Annotated in this window: 18 protein-coding genes and 1 tRNA gene; 10 read left to right on the top strand and 9 right to left on the bottom strand. The window is 65.0% G+C overall.

Annotated elements, in window-relative coordinates:
• Window positions 1-142: 142 nt before the first annotated feature.
• From rho to argS, 6 genes are all read right to left on the bottom strand, one after another.
• Entirely contained in the window at window positions 143-2,236 is a 2,094-nt protein-coding gene (rho, locus tag AC1DJB_RS02755) for a transcription termination factor Rho (RefSeq protein WP_441432433.1), read from the bottom strand.
• Between the two features lie 301 nt (window positions 2,237-2,537).
• Window positions 2,538-3,512 (bottom strand): homoserine kinase, encoded by a 975-nt coding sequence (thrB, locus tag AC1DJB_RS02750; RefSeq protein WP_441432434.1) that lies wholly within the window; start codon window positions 3,510-3,512, stop codon window positions 2,538-2,540.
• A 2-nt stretch (window positions 3,513-3,514) separates the two neighbouring features.
• Complete coding sequence (thrC, locus tag AC1DJB_RS02745; protein WP_059387608.1) at window positions 3,515-4,621, bottom strand: threonine synthase; 1,107 nt, start codon at window positions 4,619-4,621, stop codon at window positions 3,515-3,517.
• Window positions 4,622-5,938: a homoserine dehydrogenase gene (locus AC1DJB_RS02740; RefSeq protein ID WP_284988417.1), complete on the bottom strand. Its 1,317-nt coding sequence runs from the start codon at window positions 5,936-5,938 to the stop codon at window positions 4,622-4,624.
• Entirely contained in the window at window positions 5,931-7,400 is a 1,470-nt protein-coding gene (gene lysA / locus AC1DJB_RS02735; RefSeq protein ID WP_441432435.1) for a diaminopimelate decarboxylase, read from the bottom strand. The genes AC1DJB_RS02740 and lysA overlap by 8 nt, the downstream gene beginning before the upstream one ends.
• Window positions 7,401-7,405: 5 nt before the next feature.
• The gene (gene argS, locus AC1DJB_RS02730; RefSeq protein ID WP_284988419.1) at window positions 7,406-9,055 is read right to left on the bottom strand and encodes an arginine--tRNA ligase; all 1,650 of its coding nucleotides are present in this window, start codon (window positions 9,053-9,055) and stop codon (window positions 7,406-7,408) included.
• Between the two features lie 220 nt (window positions 9,056-9,275).
• On the opposite strand from argS, the gene AC1DJB_RS02725 reads away from it, so the two are divergent.
• The 7 genes from AC1DJB_RS02725 (at window position 9,276) to AC1DJB_RS02695 (ending at window position 14,210) form a co-directional block, all read left to right on the top strand.
• Window positions 9,276-9,695, top strand: a complete 420-nt coding sequence (locus AC1DJB_RS02725; RefSeq protein ID WP_284988420.1) for an FMN-binding protein — start codon at window positions 9,276-9,278, stop codon at window positions 9,693-9,695.
• A gap of 4 nt (window positions 9,696-9,699) precedes the next feature.
• Window positions 9,700-10,572: an FAD:protein FMN transferase gene (locus tag AC1DJB_RS02720; RefSeq protein WP_306960933.1), complete on the top strand. Its 873-nt coding sequence runs from the start codon at window positions 9,700-9,702 to the stop codon at window positions 10,570-10,572.
• Entirely contained in the window at window positions 10,569-12,089 is a 1,521-nt protein-coding gene (locus AC1DJB_RS02715; protein ID WP_476909862.1) for an FAD-dependent oxidoreductase, read from the top strand. The genes AC1DJB_RS02720 and AC1DJB_RS02715 overlap by 4 nt, the downstream gene beginning before the upstream one ends.
• An 87-nt stretch (window positions 12,090-12,176) precedes the next feature.
• Window positions 12,177-12,249, top strand: a tRNA-Arg gene (locus AC1DJB_RS02710).
• A gap of 300 nt (window positions 12,250-12,549) precedes the next feature.
• Window positions 12,550-12,720, top strand: coding sequence for a hypothetical protein (locus AC1DJB_RS02705; protein WP_172465479.1), 171 nt, complete (start codon window positions 12,550-12,552; stop codon window positions 12,718-12,720).
• A 116-nt stretch (window positions 12,721-12,836) separates the two neighbouring features.
• Entirely contained in the window at window positions 12,837-13,853 is a 1,017-nt protein-coding gene (locus AC1DJB_RS02700) for a M4 family metallopeptidase (protein ID WP_441437183.1), read from the top strand.
• A 33-nt stretch (window positions 13,854-13,886) separates the two neighbouring features.
• Window positions 13,887-14,210, top strand: coding sequence for a protealysin inhibitor emfourin (locus AC1DJB_RS02695; RefSeq protein ID WP_307053599.1), 324 nt, complete (start codon window positions 13,887-13,889; stop codon window positions 14,208-14,210).
• Here the strand turns inward: AC1DJB_RS02695 and AC1DJB_RS02690 are convergent.
• A complete protein-coding gene (locus AC1DJB_RS02690; RefSeq protein WP_306960943.1) occupies window positions 14,207-15,175 on the bottom strand; it encodes a GlxA family transcriptional regulator in 969 nt (322 codons plus the stop codon). The genes AC1DJB_RS02695 and AC1DJB_RS02690 overlap by 4 nt on opposite strands.
• A gap of 81 nt (window positions 15,176-15,256) precedes the next feature.
• Between AC1DJB_RS02690 and AC1DJB_RS02685 the strand changes: the two genes are divergently transcribed.
• Genes AC1DJB_RS02685 through hrpA form a run of 3 tightly spaced genes read left to right on the top strand, consistent with a single transcriptional unit; the run spans window position 15,257 to window position 20,483 of the window.
• Window positions 15,257-15,421: a hypothetical protein gene (locus AC1DJB_RS02685; protein WP_172465477.1), complete on the top strand. Its 165-nt coding sequence runs from the start codon at window positions 15,257-15,259 to the stop codon at window positions 15,419-15,421.
• A gap of 60 nt (window positions 15,422-15,481) precedes the next feature.
• The gene (locus AC1DJB_RS02680; RefSeq protein ID WP_306960946.1) at window positions 15,482-16,468 is read left to right on the top strand and encodes a helix-turn-helix transcriptional regulator; all 987 of its coding nucleotides are present in this window, start codon (window positions 15,482-15,484) and stop codon (window positions 16,466-16,468) included.
• A 13-nt stretch (window positions 16,469-16,481) separates the two neighbouring features.
• The gene (hrpA, locus tag AC1DJB_RS02675) at window positions 16,482-20,483 is read left to right on the top strand and encodes an ATP-dependent RNA helicase HrpA (protein WP_307053597.1); all 4,002 of its coding nucleotides are present in this window, start codon (window positions 16,482-16,484) and stop codon (window positions 20,481-20,483) included.
• Window positions 20,484-20,617: 134 nt separating this feature from the next.
• Here hrpA and AC1DJB_RS02670 read toward each other — a convergent pair whose 3' ends face one another.
• Complete coding sequence (locus AC1DJB_RS02670; protein WP_306960950.1) at window positions 20,618-21,046, bottom strand: HIT family protein; 429 nt, start codon at window positions 21,044-21,046, stop codon at window positions 20,618-20,620.
• On the bottom strand, window positions 21,043-22,224 hold the full coding sequence (locus AC1DJB_RS02665) for an NAD(P)-dependent alcohol dehydrogenase (RefSeq protein WP_441432438.1): 1,182 nt from the start codon (window positions 22,222-22,224) through the stop codon (window positions 21,043-21,045). The genes AC1DJB_RS02670 and AC1DJB_RS02665 overlap by 4 nt, the downstream gene beginning before the upstream one ends.
• Window positions 22,225-22,272 lie beyond the last annotated feature (48 nt).

Below are 22,272 nucleotides of genomic sequence, written 5' to 3'. Positions count from 1 at the left end.
CTGCAACGCGGGGTCACTTACGGCCCATCCAGGCCCTCGGCATGGGCCGTAAGTGACCCCGCGTTGCAAAGGGAAGGGGCGGGAGCGGAACATCCGCGCGGCACCAACCGCACGAACGAACCAGCGCCCGCCCCTAAAACAGCTATTTGTCGTTATCCGACTTGGCTCCAAGAGTCGTCTTCTGTACCTGCATGAGGAACTCGACGTTGCTCCCGGTCTCCCGGATCTTGTTGGTCAAGAGTTCAAGGCTCTGCTGGGTCTCGAGTCCGGAGAGGACGCGGCGCAGCTTCCACATGATCTTGACTTCTTCGGCCGAAAGCAGGTTCTCTTCGCGACGGGTACCCGAAGCGTTGACGTCCACGGCCGGGAAGATGCGCTTGTCCGCCAGCTGGCGGGACAGGCGGAGCTCCATGTTGCCCGTGCCCTTGAACTCTTCGAAGATGACCTCGTCCATCTTGGAACCGGTCTCCACGAGCGCGGTTGCCAGGATGGTGAGCGAGCCACCGTTTTCGATGTTGCGCGCAGCACCGAAGAAGCGCTTCGGCGGGTAGAGCGCAGCGGAGTCGACACCACCGGACAGGATACGGCCGGAGGCCGGTGCTGCCAGGTTGTAGGCGCGGCCCAGGCGGGTCATGGAGTCCAGGAGGACCACCACGTCCATGCCCATTTCCACGAGGCGCTTGGCGCGTTCGATGGAAAGCTCGGCAACCGTGGTGTGGTCATCGGCAGGACGGTCGAAGGTGGAGGCAATGACCTCGCCCTTGACGGTGCGCTGCATGTCCGTGACTTCTTCGGGACGTTCGTCCACCAGCACCATCATGAGGTGGACCTCAGGGTTGTTGGTGGTGATCGCGTTGGCGATGGACTGCAGGATGAGCGTCTTGCCGGCCTTGGGCGGGGAGACAATCAGGCCGCGCTGGCCCTTGCCGATCGGGGCCACGAGATCGATGACACGCGGGCCGATCTTCTTGGGGTCCGTTTCGAGGCGCAGTCGCTCGGACGGGTACAGCGGAACCAGCTTGGCGAATTCGACGCGGTCCTTGAGCTCTTCGGGCGTCTTGCCATTGACCGACGTGACGCGGACGAGCGCGTTGAACTTCTGGCGCGCGGACTGCTGGCTGCGGTCCTCGCCGTCGCGCGGGGCGCGGATTGCGCCGACGACGGCGTCACCCTTGCGCAGGTTGTACTTCTTGACCTGGGCGAGGGACACGTACACGTCGTTGGCGCCGGGCAGGTACCCCGAGGTGCGGATGAACGCGTAGTTCTCCAGTACGTCCAGGATGCCGGCAACAGGCAGCAGGACGTCGTCCTCGGTGACCTCGACGTCGTCGACGTCGGGACCCTGGCCACGGCCACGGCGGCGTTCGTTGCGGTCGCGGAAGCGGTCGCTACGGGTGTTTCCATCGCGGTTGTCACGATTGTCCTGCGGACCCGGACGATCGTTGCGGTCGCGACGGTTGCGACGATTGCGGCGGTTGCCGGTGTCATCGCCGTCGTTCGTGTCTTCGCGACGCGTACGGGTGTTGTCGCGGCGTTCGCGCTGGCCGGGTTCGCCGGCTTCGACAGAGGCCTGCTCGCCCTGGCGCTGCTGTGCCTGGCGCTGTTCGGGCTGGCGCTGCTCTGTCTGGCGCTGTTCAGGCTGGCGCTGTTCTACGCGGGGCTGTTCGGCCTGGGGCTGCTCTGCGGCGCGGGTCTCGGCGGCTTCACCGGCCTCTACCGGAGCGGCCTCGCCACGACGACGGTTCCGCGTGCGCGGCTGGCGGCGTTCGCCGGCGGCCTCGCTTGCTTCTGCGACGGGAGCCTCGACGACGGCAGCGGGAGCCTCCGCGGTTTCCGTGGCGGCAGGAGCGGCAACAACGCCATCGCTGGTGGCGCGACGGCTTCGGCCACGGCCACGTGCACGGGTGCCGTCCTGCGCAGGAGCTTCAACAGGTGCTGCGGCAGGTGCGGCAGCGGTCTCAGCTTCCGGGGCTGCAGGCGCGGCCTTTGCTGCCACGGCCTTGGCCGCGGTGGGAGCCTTGCTGGTGGTTGCACCGGCACGGTGGGCCGAGATAGCCGAGACCAAGTCCCCCTTGCGCATCCGGGATCCGCCCGAAATGCCCAGCTGACTGGCGAGAGCCTGGAGCTGCGCGAGCTTGAGGCCTGCAAGGCCGCTGCTCTTAGCGGTTGCGGCCGTTGATTCAGCTGCAGAAGATGTTGTTTCCACAGCTGAAGCCAGCTCAGTGGTTTCTGTCACGAAGGATCCTTCCCCCTCGACGGCGTCCAGACCTAGAGCTGGACGCGATGATTTGTTCTGGACTGCAGTTCAGATCTGCAGCCGTGATTTCGGTCTTGCCGGTTTAGTTTCAGCAGGGCCGGATACTAATACGTCTTCGATGCTCCGGCGGGCGGGGCGCGGGCTGACCGCTCGGGTAACAGAAAGGGTTCTGTGGCACCTGCGACAGGCCGATAAGGAGACGACACCGGCAGACTTCGACACAGTAGGAGACGGGAACGGCAATAAGCCGGGATCCAATGTCAGGGAACTGCCCGCGGTTCTACCGCCGGTGCAAGTCCACTCTAGCACCTTCAACGTCCACTGCCAGTGTCATCACGCGCCACGCAACATCCGGAGTGTTGTCCGCGATGAACGAATTAATCAATTCGGCGATCGCCTCGGCTTCATCCGCGCCGTTGGCCAGTGCCAGAACTGTGGGTCCCGCTCCCGAGACCACGGCTGCATGGCCCGAAGACCGCAATGCCTTGATCAGCGCCGCACTGGGCCGCATTGCCTCTGCGCGGTAGCTCTGGTGCAGGTAGTCCTCGGTTCCGGGAAGCAGGAAACGGGGGTCGGCCGTCAATGCGTGGATGAGGAGCGCCGCGCGTCCTGAGTTCATGGCTGCTGCGTGGTGGCCGATGGAAGCAGGCAGCAAACCGCGGGCAGTCTCGGTGGACAATTCATAGTCAGGCACGGCGACGATCGGGATGACCGACGGGACCACTTCTGCGCGGGTGCTGCTGTACTGCTCGCTGTCCTGCCATGACAGGGCCAATCCGCCGAAAATCGCGGGTGCGACGTTGTCCGGGTGCCCTTCCATCTCGCTCGTGAGCTGCAGGATCCACTCTCGGTCACGCTGTGCGGATTCGGGCACCAAGGCGTTGGCCGCGGTCACGGCGGCAACCACGGCCGACGCCGAGGAGCCAAGTCCGCGGCCGTGCGGGTTGACGTTGTCCGCGGTGATCCTGAGGCCGCTGTGCCGGAAACCGAGGCGCTCCAAGGCCGTGTTGAGGGCACGCACGACGAGGTGGCTCGCATCCCGGGGAAGGGAATCGGCTCCCTCACCGGAGAGCTCGAACTCGAGCTCTCCGGTGGTGAGTGTTTCGACGGTCAGGGTGTCGTAGATCGACAATGCCAGGCCGAGGCTGTCATAGCCGGGGCCCAGGTTGGCGCTGGTGCCCGGGACCCTGACGGTCAGCTGCTGGCCTGCCGCGACAAGCGTGAGACCCGTCGCGGTGGGCTGCGTGGTTTCCACTCTTAGTTTTCTTCCAGTCCCAGTTCGGATGCCACGGTTACGACGTCGTTCGGCACCTTGACCGGTTGGACCTCACTGCCGTCTTCGGTACGGAGTGCCCACTGCGGGTCTTTGAGTCCGTGTCCGGTGACGGTGATGACGATCGTCTTGCCGGTGGGAACCTCGCCTGCGGCGTGCTTCTTGATGAGCCCGGCTACGCCTGCTGCGGAACCGGGTTCCACGAAGACGCCTTCCTTGGCGGAGAGCCAGCGGTGGGCATCGAGGATTTCCTCGTCGGTCACGGCGTCGATGAAGCCGCCGGATTCATCACGCGCCGCAATGGCCGTGTCCCAGGACGCCGGGTTGCCGATGCGGATGGCCGTGGCGATCGTGTCCGGTTCGGTGATGGGGTGGCCTGCCACGAACGGTGCCGCGCCTGCCGCTTGGAATCCCCACATGGCTGGCGTCTTGGTGGAGACGGCGGGAAGGGTGCCGGCGGTCGCGGACTCGAAGGGGGCGGAATACTCCTTGTAGCCCTTCCAGTACGCGCTGATGTTGCCCGCGTTGCCTACCGGCAGGACGTGGATGTCCGGAGCGTCTCCGAGGGCGTCGACGATTTCGAAGGCACCGGTCTTCTGGCCTTGGATACGCGCCGGGTTGACCGAGTTCACGAGGAACACCGGGTAGGACTCGCCGAGCTTGCGGGCGATGTCGAGGCAGTTGTCGAAGTTGCCGTCCACCTGCAGGAGGGTCGCGCCGTGCGCGATGGCCTGGCTGAGCTTGCCCATGGAGATCTTGCCTTCGGGGACCAGCACGGCGCACTTGAGCCCGGCGGCGGTGGCGTAAGCTGCGGCGGAGGCTGAGGTGTTGCCCGTGGAGGCGCAAACAACGGCCTTGGCGCCTGCTTCGACAGCAGCTGTCATGGCCATCGTCATGCCGCGGTCCTTGAAGGACCCGGTGGGGTTCATGCCCTCCACCTTGAGGTACACGGTGGATCCGGTGAGTTCGGAGAGCTTCTGCGCGTGGACGAGCGGAGTTCCGCCCTCGCCGAGGGTAATGACCTTCGTGGCTTCCGTTACAGGCAAACGATCAGCGTATTCGCGGATTACTCCGCGCCATTGGTGAGCCACTTAGACCCCTTCTACCCGCAGGACGGATGTCACAGAATTGATGACGTCCAGGCCCTTGACGGCCTCGACGGTTGCCGCGAGTGCGGCTTCGGATGCGCGGTGCGTGACGATCTTCAGCTCGGCCGACTCAACCTTCGAGGCGGCGTCGCGGTGGATCGTCTGGCGCATGATTTCGATCGACACGCCGTGCTCCGCAAAGATGTGGGTGATCCGGGCCAGGACGCCGGCCTGGTCGGCAACGTCGAGGCCGATGTAGTAGCTCGTGGTCGATGCATCGATCGACAGCGCAGGCACGTAGCCCGTGGTGGTCTCGGTACGGCCGGGACCGCCCAGTACCACCCGGCGGGCTGCCGAGACGAGGTCGCCCAGGACGGCAGACGCCGTCGGGGTTCCGCCGGCTCCCTGGCCGTAGAACATGAGCTCGCCGGCGTTCTCGGCCTCGATGAAGACTGCGTTGAACGCACCGCGAACGGCCGCCAGCGGGTGCTCGCGGGGCAGGAGGGTGGGGTGGACGCGGACTGAAATGCCGCCGTCGCCGTTTGCGTTGGTGATCTTCTCCGCGATGGCGAGCAGCTTGATGACGAAGCCTGCGTCCTTCGCGGCGGCAATATCCGCTGCGCTGACCTTTGTGATGCCTTCGCAGTACACGTCTTCGAGGGCGAAGCGCGTGTGGAAGGACAACGACGCGAGGATGGCGGCCTTCGCCGCGGCGTCATGGCCTTCGACGTCGGCAGTCGGGTCGGCTTCCGCGTATCCGAGCCGCTGGGCCTCGGCCAGCGCGTCGGCGAACTGCGCACCGGTGCTGTCCATTTGGTCGAGGATGAAGTTGGTGGTGCCGTTGACGATGCCCAGGACCCTGGTGATGCGGTCGCCGGAGAGGCTGTCGCGGATGGGACGCAGGATCGGAATGGCTCCGGCGACGGCGGCCTCGTAGGAGAGCTGGACGCCCGCCTTGTCGGCCTCTTCGTAGAGGGTCGGGCCGTCCTGTGCCAGGAGTGCCTTGTTGCCAGTGACGACGCAGGCGCCGTTCTGCATGGCGGTCAGGATGAGCGAACGGGCAGGCTCGATGCCGCCCATGAGCTCAATCACCAGATCGGCGTCCTTGACCAGGGTGTCGGCGTCGGTGGTGAACAGTTCGCGCGGCAGTTCGACGTCGCGCTCTGAATCAAGGTTCCGCACGGCGATGCCGGACAGCTGCAAGCGTGCGCCGGTGCGGGCCGCAAGGGCGTCGGCGTCGTCAAGGAGAATCCGCGCTACCTGGGCTCCCACGTTGCCACAGCCCAGCAGGGCCACCTTCAGGGTTCGCACTTCAGACATTCGCCACTCCCATGTCGCGGTTCAAGAGATCTTCTTCGGTTTCCCCGCGGACGATCAGCCGGGCGGATCCATTGCGCACAGCGACAACGCCAGGCCTGGCCAGATAGTTGTAGTTGCTTGAGAGGGCCCAGCAGTAAGCGCCGGTTCCCGGTACAGCGAGCAGATCACCGGCTGCCACGTCTTCGGGCAGATATACATCTCTAACAACTATGTCGCCGCTCTCGCAATGTTTGCCCACTACTCGGGACAGTTGCGCGGCAGCGTCCGAGGTCCGCGAGGCGAGAATGGCCGAATAATCCGCGTCGTACAGCACCGGACGGGCGTTGTCGCTCATGCCGCCGTCCACCGACACATAGCGGCGCGGGAACGTAACGTTTTGGTTGCCACCGGCATCTACAGGCGCGTCCACGCGGACGGTTTTCAGCGTCCCGACCTCGTACAAGGTGAAGGTGCTGGTGCCCACGATTGCGCGGCCCGGTTCGATCGAAATGCGCGGCGAGGCGATTCCCAGCTCAGCGCACTTGGAACGAACGACGGCGGCCATCGCCTGCGCGATTTCGGCCGGCGGGCGGGGTGTGTCCACGGGCGTGTAGGCGATCCCGTAGCCACCGCCGAGGTCCAGTTCCGGCAGGACGATGGAGTACTTCGCCTGCATTGCGGCGAGGAATCCCAACAGCTTCTCCGCTGCCAGGGCGAAACCGTCAGGCTCGAAGATCTGGGAACCGATGTGGCAGTGCAGGCCAAGGAGTTCCACATTGGAGTACGAAGTCGCCGCAGCGACCGCTTCTTCGGCGGCCGAGAGGCCGGCTGACTCCGTGGTATCCCCGGCCATGGAGAGACCGAATTTTTGGTCCTCGTGGGCCGTGGCGATGAATTCGTGGGTGTGGGCGTGCACGCCGGGAGTCAGCCGCAGCATGACCTTCGCCGTCTCGCCGCGGCCGGAGGCAATCTTGGCGACCCGCTCAAGCTCATCGAGGCTGTCCACCACGATGCGGCCGAGCTTCATGTCCAGTGCCCGGTTGATCTCGGCGTCGGACTTGTTGTTGCCGTGCAGCCCCAAATTGGCGCCGTCGATGCCGGCGCGGGCCGCGACGGCGAGTTCGCCGCCCGAGCACGTGTCCAGGCGCAGGCCTTCCTCGGCCACCCAACTGGCCGCGGCAGTACACAAGAAGGACTTTCCGGCGTAGTAGACGTCCACTCCCCCGCAAATGTCCTCAAAAGCTGCGTCAAAGGCGTCCTTGAAGGAGCGGGCGCGGGCACGGAAATCACCCTCGCTCATGACGAACAGCGGAGTGCCGAACTGCGCCTTGAGCTCGCTGACGGGAACGCCGTCAATGGCGAGCTCGCCGTCGTCGGTCCTCTGGACACCTTCGGCCCACATCGGCGCGTGAAGCGCGTTCACGTCCTCCGGCACGACGAGCCACTCGGGGGCAAGGGGCGAGGCGGCGGTGTTGTTTTGCACGCTGATCACATCCGTTCCGGAGCTGAAACGCCGAGGAGTTCGAGTCCGTTGGCAAGTACCTGGCTCGTGGCGTCGTTGAGCCACAGCCGTGTGCGGTTGACGTCCTGGACCGGCTCGTCGCCGAGCGGTGAGACGCGGCAAGCGTCGTACCAGCGGTGGTAGGCACCGGCGATGACCTCGAGGTGGCGGGCCACACGATGCGGTTCGCGGAGCTCGGCGGCCTTGGCAACGATGGACGGGTAGCTGCCGAGGTAGGACAGCAGCTCGTTCTCGGTGGCGTGGTCCAACAAGGACGCGTCGAAGGCGCTGTGGTCGACGCCAGCCTCGATCGCGTTGCGTGCCGTGCCGCGGGAGCGGGCATGCGCGTACTGCACGTAGAACACTGGGTTTTCGTTGCTGTTCTTCTTCAGCAGTTCCGGATCCAGCGTCAGCGGAGAATCGGCGGGGAAGCGGGCCAGCGAGTAACGCACGGCGTCCTTCCCGAGCCATTCGATCAAGTCCTTGAGCTCGATGATGTTGCCGGCACGCTTGGACAGCTTGGCGCCGTTGACCGAGACCAACTGTCCGATCAGGACCTCGATGTTGACCTCGGGGTCGTCGCCCGCACAGGCTGCGATGGCCTTGAGCCGGTTGATGTAGCCGTGGTGGTCGGCGCCGAGCAGGTAGATCTTCTCCGTGAAGCCGCGGTCCTTCTTCGACAGGTAGTACGCGGCGTCGGCGGCGAAATACGTGGGTTCGCCGTTGGCCCGGATCATCACGCGGTCCTTGTCATCGCCGAAGTCCGTGGTGCGCAGCCAGACCGCCCCGCCGTCGTCGAACACGTGGCCCTGCTCGCGGAGGCGGGCGACGGCGGACTCGATCGCACCGCCGTCGTGCAGTTCCTGCTCGGAGAAGAAGACATCGAAAGCCACGCCGAACTCGGCCAGGGTGTCCTTGATGTCCTTCATCTGGGCCTGGTAGGCCGCGGAACGGATCACCGGCAGTGCGGCCTCGTCGGTCAGCTCGCGGATTGCCGGATGGGCCTTGAGCACCTCGTCGCCGAGTTCCCGGATGTACTCACCGGGGTAGCCGCCCTCCGGAACGCCGCGTCCGTGCAGGCGGGACAGCACCGAGTTCGCGAAAACGTTCATCTGCGAGCCCGCGTCGTTGATGTAGTACTCCGCGGTGACGTCCGCACCGGAGGCACGGAGGACGCGGGCAATCGAATCTCCCAGGGCCGCCCAACGCGTGTGGCCGATGTGCAGCGGTCCCGTGGGGTTGGCCGAGACGAATTCCATGTTGACCACATGGCCTGCGAGCGCCTGGTTGGTTCCGTAGGAGCTTCCCGCCTCGACGATGGCCTTGGCCAGCGCACCGGCGGCCGCCGCGTCCACGGTGATGTTCAGGAAGCCCGGGCCCGCGATGTCCACGGCGGTGACGCCGTCGATCGCTTCCAGCCGCTTGCCCAGGATTGTGGCGAATTCACGCGGGTTGGTCCCGGCATGCTTGGCAAGCTGCAAGGCAATGTTCGTGGCCCAGTCGCCGTGCTCCCGGTTCTTGGGTCGCTCCACGCGCACGTCCTCAGGGAGGGCAGATTCGGAAAGCGCAAGCTCGCCGGCGGCGACAGCGTCTTTCAGGCAGGCGGATATGGCGGCTGAGAGTTCTTCGGGAGTCACCCGTCTAGCCTACCGGTGGGGCTTGCAAGTGGTGGAATTCTAATGCTTAGCAATGCGCACACGCGGGCACCAGCGCGCACCCAGCCGGCGCCCAGCTTCGGCCAGTAAAGCTCCCAGACTGAACCGATAGGCTGAAATCACCGTCAGTGGTGTGATCGGCCCACGGCCCGAAGGAACGCGCATTGACCACTTTTCGAGTCCAGTTGAAACGAGCAGAACCATGACTACGCCACTCCGCAAGGGCCTCCTGGTGGGCGCCGCCGGCCTCTCCCTGGCCAGTTCGGTGGCAGCTTGCGCCCCCTCGGCACAAGGCAGCACCCCGCAAAAGACCTCCACGATTTCCGGCCCCTACAAGGACGGTACCTACAGTGCGGACGGTGACTACATTTCACCCAACGGCGGTGAAACCGTGGGGGTCAAGCTGACATTGGCCGGTAGCACCATTTCCGCGGTGGACATCACAGTCCATGCCAACAACCCGAACACCAAGGAATTCCAGGGGCAGTTCAAGAACGGCATCGCGGCGCAGGTGGTCGGCAAGAAACTGGATGAGATCAACGTCTCAAAAGTCGCCGGCTCCTCCCTGACCAGCCAAGGATTCAACAAGGCCGTGGAAACCATCAAGTCCGAGGCCAAATAGGCGCATGGCGCACACGGGCTGGAGCGTTTTCAGCTTCGACGGGATCGGAACCACGTGGGAAATCTCGACGCCGGAGCAACTCCCCGAGGAGGTGCGCGCCGGCTTGCTCGGCGTCGTGGAGGACTACGACCGAAGCTACTCGCGCTTCCGGGACGACTCCCTGGTTGCGCCGCTCGCCCGTGAACCCGGCACCGTGACCCTCCCTGCCGGGGCAGGCGAGCTGGAACGGCTTTTCAAAAAGCTGTACCGCCTCAGCGACGGCACCATGACGCCGCTCATCGGCGGCAGCCTCGAGCACCTGGGCTACGGGGCGGACTATGCCTTGCGGCCCCTCGGCCATCCGGTGCCGGCACCGCGCTGGGAAGACGCCCTCGTATGGAACGGCACGGAGATTTCCGCTTCCGTCCCTGTGGTTTTGGACATCGGTGCTGCCGGGAAGGGCCAATTGGTGGACCTTCTGGCCTCGGTCCTGCGTGGAGCGGGAACCACGGAGTTCCTGGTCGATGCCAGCGGCGACATGCTTCATTCCGGGGCGGAGCCGTTGGGCGTGGGCCTCGAACACCCCTACGACCCCACCCAGGCGATCGGCGTCGTCGAACTCCATGACGGGGCGCTGTGCGCTTCAGCCGCCAACCGCCGCGCGTGGGGCGACGGGCTGCACCATGTCCTCGACGGCGCCACCGGGCGCCCGGTGGAGACGGTGGTGGCCACGTGGACCATGGCTACCACCGCAATGGAAGCCGATGCGCTGGCCACGGCGCTCTTCATGGTGGATCCGAAAGTACTTGAGCGAGAATTCGAGTTTTCCTGGCTCATGGTCTATTCGGACGGACACGCCGCCTATTCGGCCGGCTTCGAAGGGACACTGTTCTCATGATTGCCATCAAAGCCCGGGTGGATGCCTGGCTCGGCCATTTCACGATGTACCGGCTGATTCTTTGGGTCCTTGCCGTTCTCGCGGCGTACAGCATGGTGTTGAACGCCCTGGGCTGGTTGAGCTTCGGGCTGCCTGAAATGGTTGTCCATCTTGTGCTGTGCCTGGGCCTGACGTATGCATCCAACCGGCTCATGGCCATGCTCTTCAAGGTCCAGCCGCACTCGGAGTCCTCGCTCATCACGGGCCTCTTGTTGTACTTCCTGTTCTGGCCCACCGAGCTGATTCCTTCGGTCCAGGTCCTCGACCTCGCCGGGGTCGCCGTGGCATGCATCTTGGCCTCGGCATCCAAATACGTCTTGGCGTTCCGAGGCCGGCATATATTCAATCCCGCCGCGGCGGGCGCCTTCATCGCCGGGCTCACCGGTTTGAACATCGCCACGTGGTGGGCGGCAACCCCGGCCATGTTGTGGCTCCTGGTTCCCGGCGTGCTGTTGGTGCTGTACCGGACGCTGAAGGTGCTCATGGCCTGCACTTTCCTCGTCGTGGCGCTGTCGGTGGTGTGCGCCGTGCTCCTGCGCGGCGGCATGTCCTTCGGACCCGCTTTGTGGCAACCGATCGCGCAGCAGCCGCTTCTCTTTTTCGTCGGTTTCATGCTCACCGAGCCCCTCACCCTGCCTCCCCGCCGCTGGCAGCAAATGGTACTGGCCGCCGTCGTGGCCTTGTTGTTTGCTGTGCCGTACAACGTGGCGGGCGTGGCCAATTCGCCGGAACTCGCTCTGCTGATCGGAAACCTCCTCGCGTTCCTCGTGGGGCAGCGGGGCGGGATCATGCTGACGTTCAAGGGTTCGCGCCCCCTGACGCCGTTAACCACCGAGTTCCGCTTTGAGCCACGACGGCCCGTCCGTTTCCTCCCGGGGCAGTTCATGGAACTCAACCTTCCGCACTCGCGCTCGGACGGTAAAGGGCGGCGACGGGTCTTCAGCATCACCAGCTCGCCCGACTCGCTCGAGATGACATTCGGCGTCGGCACGGCGGGACCAGTCTCCGCCGCCAAGCGTGCGTTGCTCGCGCTTGAGCCTGGAGAGTGCGTCAGCGGAACCGCGGTGGGCGGCGACTTTGTCCTGCCGCCCGACGCCGGCAAACCCGTGCTGCTCATCGCGGCGGGAATAGGGATTGCGCCTTTCCTTTCCCAGCTGGCGTCCGGCAGCTCCGCGCGACGGGACATCGTCGTGCTGTATCTCGCCCCCAGCGCCGCAGAACTCGCCGGAAGCGATGTCCTGGAGGCCTCGGGCGCGCGGGTCATCGCCCGCCTTTCGGACGGTTCCCCGCCGCCGTCGTTCATGCACGACGCCGGGCGGAGCCGCATCGACGGCGACTCCCTGCGGGAGCTCATCCCCGATGTGGCCGAGCGGGACGTATACGTCTCCGGGTCCCCGGCAAACGTGGACACCCTTCGCTCCGCCGCCCGCCATGCCGGAGCTCGACGCATCCATGTGGACGCTTTCGCGGGCTACTGACGGCTCGCCCCCGCCCGTTTTCCATTGGGGCGCGGTGACCTGCTAAGCTCGTGGACGTCCCTCCGGCAACGGATGGGAGCCCCGGATGCCCTCGTAGCTCAGGGGATAGAGCGTCTGCCTCCGGAGCAGAAGGCCGTAGGTTCGAATCCTATCGAGGGCACAACAGAAAACCCCGCCAGTTCAAGGAACCGGCGGGGTTTTTCTTTGCCTCACCGTTTGCCGTGGAGCCTCGCCGCTTGCCAGTCGGGCAACAAAAAGTGGAAAACTGCGTCACGATTGGCCGCCTGCCAGCACAACGTTCTTGTGCAGACAACAAAAAGACCAGGGCAGACACCTCAACTGGAGCCCGCAGCAGCGTTCCCCGAGCTCGAGTCCATTGCCCCGGTTCTCGCCAAGAAGCTGTCGCGGCTCCCAGCAGAACATCTCGCAACCATCCTTTGCCCACAACCCGAGGACACCGATGCCTGAATGTGAAGCCGCCCGCCGCAACAAGCAAGCCCTCTACGAAATCGAACTGGCCTGGGGCAATGGCATCGTGGACCTCGGCAAGCTGCAACGGATCCTGAAGGGCCCCGAATATGAGGAGGAACTGTTGCCGGTGTGCTTGCAGGAGGCCTCCGAGTCGTCGTGATCCCGGACATGCCGCACCGGCCCGGCTAAAAAGTCAGTAGCCACTCCTAAGCTGTTCGTACCCGTCCAACAGGTACGAAAGGGTTCGCCGTGATCTGTTCCATCATTCCTCCCTACATGCTGCGAAGGCTGGCGGCACAGCACGAGCCCCGCCTGCGGGTGATCGCACGGGCGGCCAAGGAATCCCTGCTCCACATCAAGAACCTCCAGGCGGTCCGCGCGCTTCCCGTGCCGGCCCCCGTGCCGACGGCACGGCAGGCGAAGCCCGGCCCGCCCAAGCGGACCATCTACGACGCTGGCTCCACCGAAGCCCTGCCCGGCAAGCTCGTCCGCAAGGAAAAAGGTCCGGCAACGGGCGACCCCGCCGCCGATGAAGCCTACGACGGACTGGGCGAAACCCACGCGCTGTATGCAGGTGCGTTCAGCCGTAATTCGATCGACGGCGCCGGGCTGAAACTTGATGCCACTGTCCACTACGGCGAGCTGTATGACAATGCTTTCTGGAACGGCAGCCAAATGGTCTTCGGCGACGGCGACGGCGAAATCTTCCAGAGGTTCACGAAGTCGCTCAGCGTCATAGGGCACGAGCTTGCCCACGGCGTCACCCAATACACGGCAGCCCTCGCCTACCGGAACCAGGCCGGAGCCCTCAACGAGTCCATGTCGGATGTTTTCGGGGCCCTGGTGGAGCAATACGCCAAAAAGCAATCGGCTGCGGAGGCCAGTTGGCTGATCGGCGAGGGCTTGTTCACCGACGCCGTCCAAGGCACCGCGCTCCGTTCCATGAGGGCACCCGGCACCGCGTATGACGACGACGTTCTGGGCAAGGATCCGCAGCCGGACTCCATGGACAAGTACGTCCGCACCACCGCGGACAACGGCGGTGTCCACATCAATTCAGGCATCCCCAACCGGGCGTTCTGCCTTCTTGCCCTGGAGCTGGGTGGCAATGCGTGGGAGGCGCCGGGCCAGATCTGGTACAACACGCTGACCAGCGGCTCATTGCCTGCCACGTGCACCTTCGGACGCTTCGCCAAGGCCACAGTGGCCTCGGCGGAGGAGCTCTTCGGCGCCGGCTCACACGAGCATGACGCAGTCCGTACGGCGTGGGAAACTGTGAAGGTAAAGCTCTAGCAGCACCCTCCGGAGCAGTGGAAGCCGCAGAACATGAAAATCACTGTCCAGCGCAGCGGTGGCGTCGCCGCGATCACACGCGTCTGGACCGTGGATGCCGCCACCTCCGAAGATAGGCAGCGCTGGATGCCGATCGTGGAGGCCTGCCCTTGGGACCAAGTGCCGTCCCGCGGTCGCGCCAGCGCACAGGCGGCCGCGCGGGCACCCGGGAAAGCTGCCGGGCAAGCCGACCGGTTCATGTATTCAATCCGCGCCGGACAACACCGTGCCACGCTCCCGGAGACCGAGGTCACCGGGCCATGGCACACCCTCGTGGAGAACGCCAAGGTAGAAGGCCACGAGACCCTCCGCCGCTAGCCAACTTCCGCCAACTGGCCGCGGAAAGCCCTCCGGTAAGACTGAGGGCTCGTGGCCAGGACCTTGGCGAAGTGGTGCCGCAGCAGCACGGAATGTCCGAATCCTGCTTCGCGCGCAATTTCGTCGATGTTCAACTCCGTGCTTTCCAGGAGCTCCTGTGCCCGGAGCACCCGTTGCGAATTGAGCCACGCCGCCGGTGTGGCACCTGTTTCGGCCCGGAACCGGCGGGCGAAGGTCCGGGCGGACATGTGCAGCCGGGAAGCCAGTTCGTTGACGCTGTGGTCATGCTCGAGGTTTTCCACCATCCAGCGCAGCAATGCCTCCATGGGCGCAGAGCCGCACGTGGGCATGGGCCGGTCGATGAACTGGGCCTGGCCGCCGTCGCGGTGCGGCGGAACCACCATGTCGCGGGCGATGGCAGCAGCAACGTTTGCGCCAAGCTCGACGCGGACAAGATGGAGGCAGGCGTCAATGCCGGCGGCCGTGCCGGCACTTGTGATGATCGTTCCGTCCTGGACGTAAAGCACATTTTCGTCCACATGAATCTGCGGGTACCTGCTGGCGAGGTCCTGTGAATAGTGCCAGTGCGTGGTGCAGCGGCGCCCGTCAAGGAGGCCCGCACGGGCAAGCGCGTACGCCCCGGAGCAGATCGACATGACCCAAGCCCCGCGCGTGTGGGCCGCCCGTAGCGCATCCAATACAGGCTCCGGGACGTCCTCGTCCCGTCCATACGGGGCCATGATGACCAGGTCGGCATCGGCCGTAGCTTCCAGGCCCAGTCCGACATGCATCGACAGGCCGGACTTCATCTTCACGTCTCCCGGTACGGGGGTGCAGACCCTGAAGTCAAAGCCGGGAACGCCACTCCCCCGGTCCGCTCGGTCAATGCCAAAGACCTCGCAGGCGGTCCCGAATTCGAAGATCGAGAAGTTGGGAACAACAATGATTGCCACCGTTTTCAACATAGATCCAGTGTGGCAGAAAATTGCCTAAATGGGTCATTTCTGCCACTGTTTCTTGGGGTGCGTGAGGAACACGATGGAGTCATGGAATTCATCGGAGTCTTGCTCTTCATCATCCTCATCATCACTGCCGCCGCTTCCATCTCAGCGGTCCTTCGGGACGGCCGCGGCCGCCTTCCCGACCGTTCCGAGCCCTGGACGGCGAGGGACCTGCCTGACAACTCGTGCTGGACACTGCGCGCGTTCTAAGGACAGCCTGCCCCTCAACACGGACGACTTTTGTCCGCATGGTGGGCTAGATTCAGTGCCATGATCCAAACGTCCGCAAGGCTCCTGCAATTGCTGTCCTTGCTGCAGGTCCGGCGTGAATGGACCGGCCCGGCATTGGCCAAGCGGATGGGTGTCACGGAGCGCACCGTCCGCCGCGATATCGACAAGCTCCGGAACCTCGGCTATCCCATCCACGCCTCGCCTGGGATAGCCGGCGGCTACCAACTGGGCGCCGGGGCCCAGCTCCCGCCGCTGCTCCTTGACGACAATGAAGCTCTCGCCGTCGCCCTGGGACTGAACTCGGTGGCGGCGGGTCCCGTGGCCGGTATCGGCGAAGCATCGGTCCGCGCCCTTGCCAAGCTCGAGCAGGTGCTTCCCTCACGTCTCCGCCCGAAGTTCGCGATGCTCAAGGCCGCGGTCACCACACTGCCCAGCAACGCGGCGTCGGTTGACCCCCAGCAGCTCACTGTGGTCTCCGCGGCGATCGCGGACAAGCGACAACTCAGTTTCGACTATGTCAAGGCAGACGGTGACGCTGGCCGGCGTTTGGTGGAGCCATACCGGCTCGTCGACACCGGGCGGCGCTGGTACCTGGTCGCATGGGATGTGGACCGGGAAGACTGGCGCACGTTCCGTGCCGATCGCATCGCCACGCTTCCGGCCGAACGGAAAAAGTATGTGCCGCGCCCCCTGCCTGCCGAGGACCTCGCGGACTACGTCCAGCGCTCCGTGACCCGCTCGCCTTACCGTTACGACGTCGTCGTGCGCCTCCACGCCCCCATCGGCGACGTGGCCGCCGTCGTCGGCCCGCAGCTCGCTAGCCTGAGCGACGACGGCGGGAGCGCAACCCTGCTCCGCGCCGGCTGGGACAGCTTGGCCCAGCCCGCGGCGCACCTCGCGGCGCTGGACATGGACTTTGAGATCATCTCTCCTGAAGAATTCAAGGAGTACGCCCGCACCATGGCCGGGCGATTGGAAAAGGCCGCGGGAAAGCGCGCACTGCGTGCCGAGGCGCCGCCACAGTAGACTGTCAGCAGCCATGACACTTCATATTTCCTACCCCGCAGAGCTGCCCGTCTCCGAGCGCCGCGAGGACTTGATGGCGGCCATCGCCGCAAACCAGGTGACCATCATCGCCGGCGAGACCGGTTCCGGCAAGACCACGCAGATCCCCAAAATGTGCCTGGAACTCGGCCTCGGCGACAAGGGCCTGATCGGCCACACCCAGCCGCGCCGCCTTGCCGCGCGCACCGTCGCAGAACGCATCGCCTTCGAGATGGGCGTCGAGATCGGGCAGGAAGTGGGCTTCCAGGTCCGTTTCACCGGCGAAGTCAGCAAGGCCACCAAAATCAAGCTAATGACCGACGGCATCCTGCTGGCTGAGATCCAGCGGGACAAGCTGCTACGTAAGTACAGCGCCATCATCATCGACGAGGCACACGAGCGCAGCCTCAACATCGACTTCATCCTGGGCTACCTCAAGCGGATCCTGCCGCAAAGGCCGGACCTGAAGGTCATCATCACCTCGGCGACCATCGACCCCGAGCGTTTCGCGAAGCATTTCGGCAGCGAGGAAGAACCCGCGCCGATCATCGAGGTCTCGGGCCGGACCTACCCGGTGGAAATCCGCTACCGGCCGCTGTCCCAACCGGCCGGCGGTGCATCCGGCGAGGATGAGGACGCGTCCGACGACGAGCTCGAGGAAGACCGCGACCCACTCGATGCCGTGTGCGACGCCGTCGACGAGCTCGCGCTTGAGGCTCCCGGAGACATCCTGGTGTTCTTCTCCGGCGAGCGCGAGATCCGCGACGCCGCCGAGGCGTTGAACGGCCGGATCCAGGCCAACCGCAGGCTGGCGGGCACCGAGGTGCTGCCGTTGTTCGCCCGCTTGAGCCTGCAGGAGCAGCACAGGGTCTTCAACCCGGGCGGCAAGCGGCGGATCATCCTCGCTACCAACGTCGCGGAAACGTCCTTGACCGTTCCCGGCATCAAATACGTCGTCGACACCGGCACGGCCCGCATCTCGCGCTACTCGCACCGCACCAAGGTGCAACGGCTGCCGATTGAACGCGTGTCGCAGGCATCGGCAAGCCAGCGTTCCGGCCGTTGCGGGCGCGTGTCCGAGGGTATCGCCATCCGGCTCTATTCCGAGGAGGACTTCGAGTCACGCCCCCCGTTCACTGATCCGGAGATCCTGAGGACCAACCTTGCCGCGGTCATCCTGCAGATGACTGCCATGGGCGTTGCCCGCGGCCCCAAGGACGTGGAGAACTTCCCCTTCGTTGAGCCGCCGGACTCCCGGGCCATCAACGACGGCGTCACGCTGTTGCGCGAACTCGGCGCCTTGAGCGCGGCCCGCACGGGCGACGGCGGCGCTCCCCCACCCGTCGACGGCCGCAGCGCGCGCGGGGGCGGCACCGACAACCGCGGCGGCCTGACCGCCGTCGGGCAGAAGTTGGCCCAGCTCCCGGTGGACCCCCGGCTCGGCAGGATGATTGTCGAGGCCGGAAAGCGCGGCTGCGTCAAGGAAGTCATGATCCTGGCGGCGGCCTTGACGATCCAGGATCCGCGCGAGCGTCCGACGGACAAGCAGCAGCTTGCCGCCGAGAAGCACGCACGCTTCAGGGATGAGAACTCGGACTTCACCGGATTCCTGAACCTGTGGAACTACATCCAGGAAAAGCAGCAGGAGCTCTCCTCCACGCAGTTCCGCCGGCTGTGCAGGAACGAGTTCATCAACTACCTGCGCGTCCGCGAATGGCAGGACCTCTTCCAGCAATTGCGCCAGCTCGCCAAGCCGCTGGGCATCACCATCGACAACAAGCGCGAGGCCGACCCCGTAGGCAACAACGAGGGAATCCACATCAGCTTGCTCTCCGGACTGCTGAGCCACATCGGCATGCTGGATGAACGCAAGCGCGAATACGCCGGAGCACGCGGCAGCCGTTTCGCCATCTTCCCGGGCTCGGCGTTGTTCAAGAAGTCGCCCGCCTTCGTTATGGCCGCGGAATTGGTTGAAACAAGCCGGCTCTGGGCCCGGGTCGCGGCGAAGTTCGATCCCTTGTGGGCGGAGCAGGTTGCACCGGATCTCGTAAAGCGCTCCTACAGCGAACCCCACTGGTCCACCCGGACGGGCTCGGTTATGGCCCACGAGAAGGTGATGCTCTACGGAGTTCCCATCATCCCGAACCGCCGCATCAACTACGGCAGGATCGACCCCGAGCTCTGCCGCGAACTCTTCATCCGGCATGCCCTCGTCGAAGGCGACTGGAAAACCCACCACAAGTTCTTCCACCGCAACCGCGCCTTGCTCCACGAAATCGAGGAGCTCGAGACGCGGATGCGCCGCCGGGACATCCTCGTGGACGACCACACGCTCTTCGAGTTCTACGACGCCAGAATCGGCAAGGACGTGGTCTCTGAACGCCACTTCGACAAATGGTGGAAGGAAGCCCGCCAGCAGGACCCCACGTTGCTGGACTTCGACCAATCGCTGCTCATCAGCGAGGACGCGGAAGCCCTGGATGATTCCGCCTACCCGAAAACCTGGCTGCATAAGGGCTTTGAGCTGCCCCTGAGCTACGAGTTCCATCCAGTGGCTCCCGGCTCGCCGCCCAATCCGTCGGATGGTGTCACAGCCGAGGTCCCCGTGCTGTTCCTTAATCAGCTCGACGACGCCCCTTTCCGCTGGCAGATACCGGGCCAGCGGGTGGAGCTCGTCACCGCCTTGATCAAGTCGCTGCCCAAACACATCCGCAAGAACTTCGTGCCTGCCCCGGATGTTGCCCGGCAAGCGGCTGCTGCTTTGGAAACCGACTTCGATCCTGCCTCGGACGATCTTGAGGCCTCACTTGAGCTGGTGCTGCGCCGTATCCGGGGACACATCGTTCCTCCGGGATCGTGGAATTGGGACGCCGTTCCGGCGCACCTGCGCGTCAGCTTCAAGGTAGTGGACAGCCGCGGCAAGGTGCTCGACGAAGGCAAGGACCTGGCCGCTCTCCAGGAGCAGCTGGCTCCGGCTACCCGCCGTGCCATCGCCGAATCCCTCGGCGCAACACCCGCGACGACGGCGCGCACCAACGGTCCGAAGGGCGCTGCACATGCCGGCGGTGCCGGATCCCCCAGTGGAAACGGCAGCGGCGGCTCGACCCCGCAGGCCGCCGGTTTCCTCTCAGAGCAAACCGGGCTCACCGCGTGGACTTTCGGAGCTATCGAACGCCAAGTGACGCGCACAGTGAAGGGGCACGATGTCACGGGTTTTCCCGCTCTCGTGGATGAGGGCACATCCGTTGCGTTGCGGGTGTTCCAGACCCGGGCGGAGCAGGAGCCGGCAATGCGCGGCGGCGTTATCCGGCTGCTCGCGCTGCGGGTTCCCGCCCCGGACCGCTACGTCCTGGAACACTTGAACAACACGGAGAAGTTGACGTTCAGCCAGAATCCCCATGGTTCGGTAAGTGCCTTGATTGCCGACTGCGTCCTCGCGGCCATCGACAAGCTGACTCCGGCCGAACTTCCGTGGGACAAGGAGGCATTCGACGCCCTGTACGAGCTGGTCCGTGCGGAACTGATCGACACCGTCTTCACGGTGACCGCCGTCGTCGAACGCATCTTGGGCAGCACACGGCGGATCGAGAAGCAACTCAAGGGCAGCACGAGCCTCGCCTTGATCAGCGCGCTCAACGACATGAAGAGCCAACTCGAGCAACTCGTGTTCCCCGGTTTTGTGGCACGGACGGGCTACGCCCAACTGAGCCAGCTGCCGCGGTATTTGGCCGCAATCGAGAAGCGCCTCGAAAAGCTCCCGAACAATGTCCAGCGTGACGGGCTGAACATGTCCGTTGTTCAGGCGTTGGAGGACGACTACGACGACGCTGTCTCCGCGCTGCTGCCTGGCCGACGGGCAGGAGCTGAATTAACACGGGTGCGCTGGATGATCGAGGAGCTGCGCGTGAGCCTCTTCGCCGTCGAACTCGGCACGGCCTACTCAGTCTCGGAAAAGCGCATCCGCGCGGTTCTCAACCAGGCGCTGGCCCCCGCGTAGCCGGGGCGGTACCAACGCCCGCTCACCTATATGGCCAAATCCCAGGACGCCCGCTCACCTATACGGCCATTCCTGCCAAAGGTGAGCGAGCGTTTGGGAAAACACCACCAAAGGTGAGCGAGCGTTGCCCCAACTCAATCTGCTGGAACGTACTCGCCGTGTCCGGCGGCGACGAGCCCGGCGCGGAGTTTTGCCGCATTCGCGTCGAGCCGGGCAGGGTCCGGGTTGTGCTCCACGGTTCCGAAGTCGAAATCGGCCAGGGACGTTGCCGGGAAGACGTGCACGTGGAAGTGCTCCACTTCGAAGCCCACCACGGACAGTCCCGCCCGTGGTGCGCCAAACGCCTCCACTTGTGCCTTGCCGATTGTCTGCGCGACCGACATGACTTTGTTGAGGAGCTCGGGAGGGACGTCGGTCCAGCGGTCCACCTCTTCGCGCGGCACCACGAGGGTGTGGCCATCGGTCAGCGGGGCGATGGTCAGGAAAGCCACCACGTCGTCGTCCTTCCAGACAAAACGTCCGGGAATCTCGCCGTTGATGATCTTGGTGAAGAGGGTGCTCATACGTCTGCCTTTTCCGAAGGGGGCTGAAGGGTCTTGGTATCGAGGACGAAACGGTATTTGACGTCGCCGGCAACCATGCGGTCGTAGGCTTCATTGAGTTGCCGGGCGGTGACCACTTCGACTTCGCTGACGACGCCGTGCTCAGCGCAGAAATCCAGCATTTCCTGGGTCTCGGCAATGCCGCCGATCAACGAGCCTGCATAGGAGAGCCGCCGCCGGATCAGCGCGCCAGGACTGACCGGAGGCATGTCGGTGGGAGGCAGCCCCAACTGGAAGAGGGCGCCGTTCAGCCGCAAGGTCCGGAAGTACGGGTTCAGGTCATGGGGCGCCGCGACGGTGTCGATAATGACGTCGATAGTGCGGTCGGCGCCTTCCATGGCTTCGGAGTCCTTCGAGAGGATCACGTCGTCCGCACCGAGCTCTATTGCCGCCTCGACCTTGGCATCCGAGGTGGTGAAGACCACCACGTGCGCCCCCATGGCTTTCGCGATCTTGACCGCCATGTGTCCCAGTCCGCCGAGGCCGACGACGCCCACAACGTCCCCCTCCTCGACGTCGAAGTAGCGAAGCGGCGAGTAGGTGGTGATGCCCGCGCACAGCAAGGGCGCCGCCGCGGCCGGGTCAAGGCCCTCGGGAACGCGCAACACGAAGCGGCGGTCAACCACCACGGAAGTGGAGTAACCGCCTTGGGTGATGGCGCCGCCGTTCCGGGAATCCTTCACCCCATAGGTGCCGACGTTTCCGCGTTCGCAATACTGCTCCAAGCCTTCGAGGCAGCTATCGCACTCGCGGCAGGAGTCCACCAAGCAACCGACGCCCACCAGGTCTCCGGGCACGAAGTCGTCGACGGCGGAGCCCACCCGACGGACCCGGCCCACGATTTCGTGGCCTGGGACGAGCGGATAGCTCTGGGCACCCCATTCGCCCCGCGTCGCGTGGACATCGGAGTGGCAAAGACCGCAGAAGTCGATCTCGATCTCGACGTCGTCTTCCTTGGGAACGCGGCGGGCCACTGTCAGCGGGACAAGACCGCTTTCCGCGGAAGTGGCGCCGTATGCGGCCGCCAGGGTCGGCATGCCTTTCGCGGCCACGGGTGCAGCGGGGCTGGCCTCCGCGGTCTCGTCACTCACGACGAGCGGCTTGCCAAGGGGCGGAGGAACGGGGCGTCCGGGAGTCATGCCTCGACGCTACCCCTGCGGGCGGATTTTTTGCCACTCCGCGCTGCC

The sequence above is a fragment of the Arthrobacter sp. 01T428 genome, from assembly GCF_056398685.1.
The sequence above is the reverse complement of the archived record's forward strand: the minus strand, read 5'-3'. Positions and strand labels throughout refer to the sequence as shown.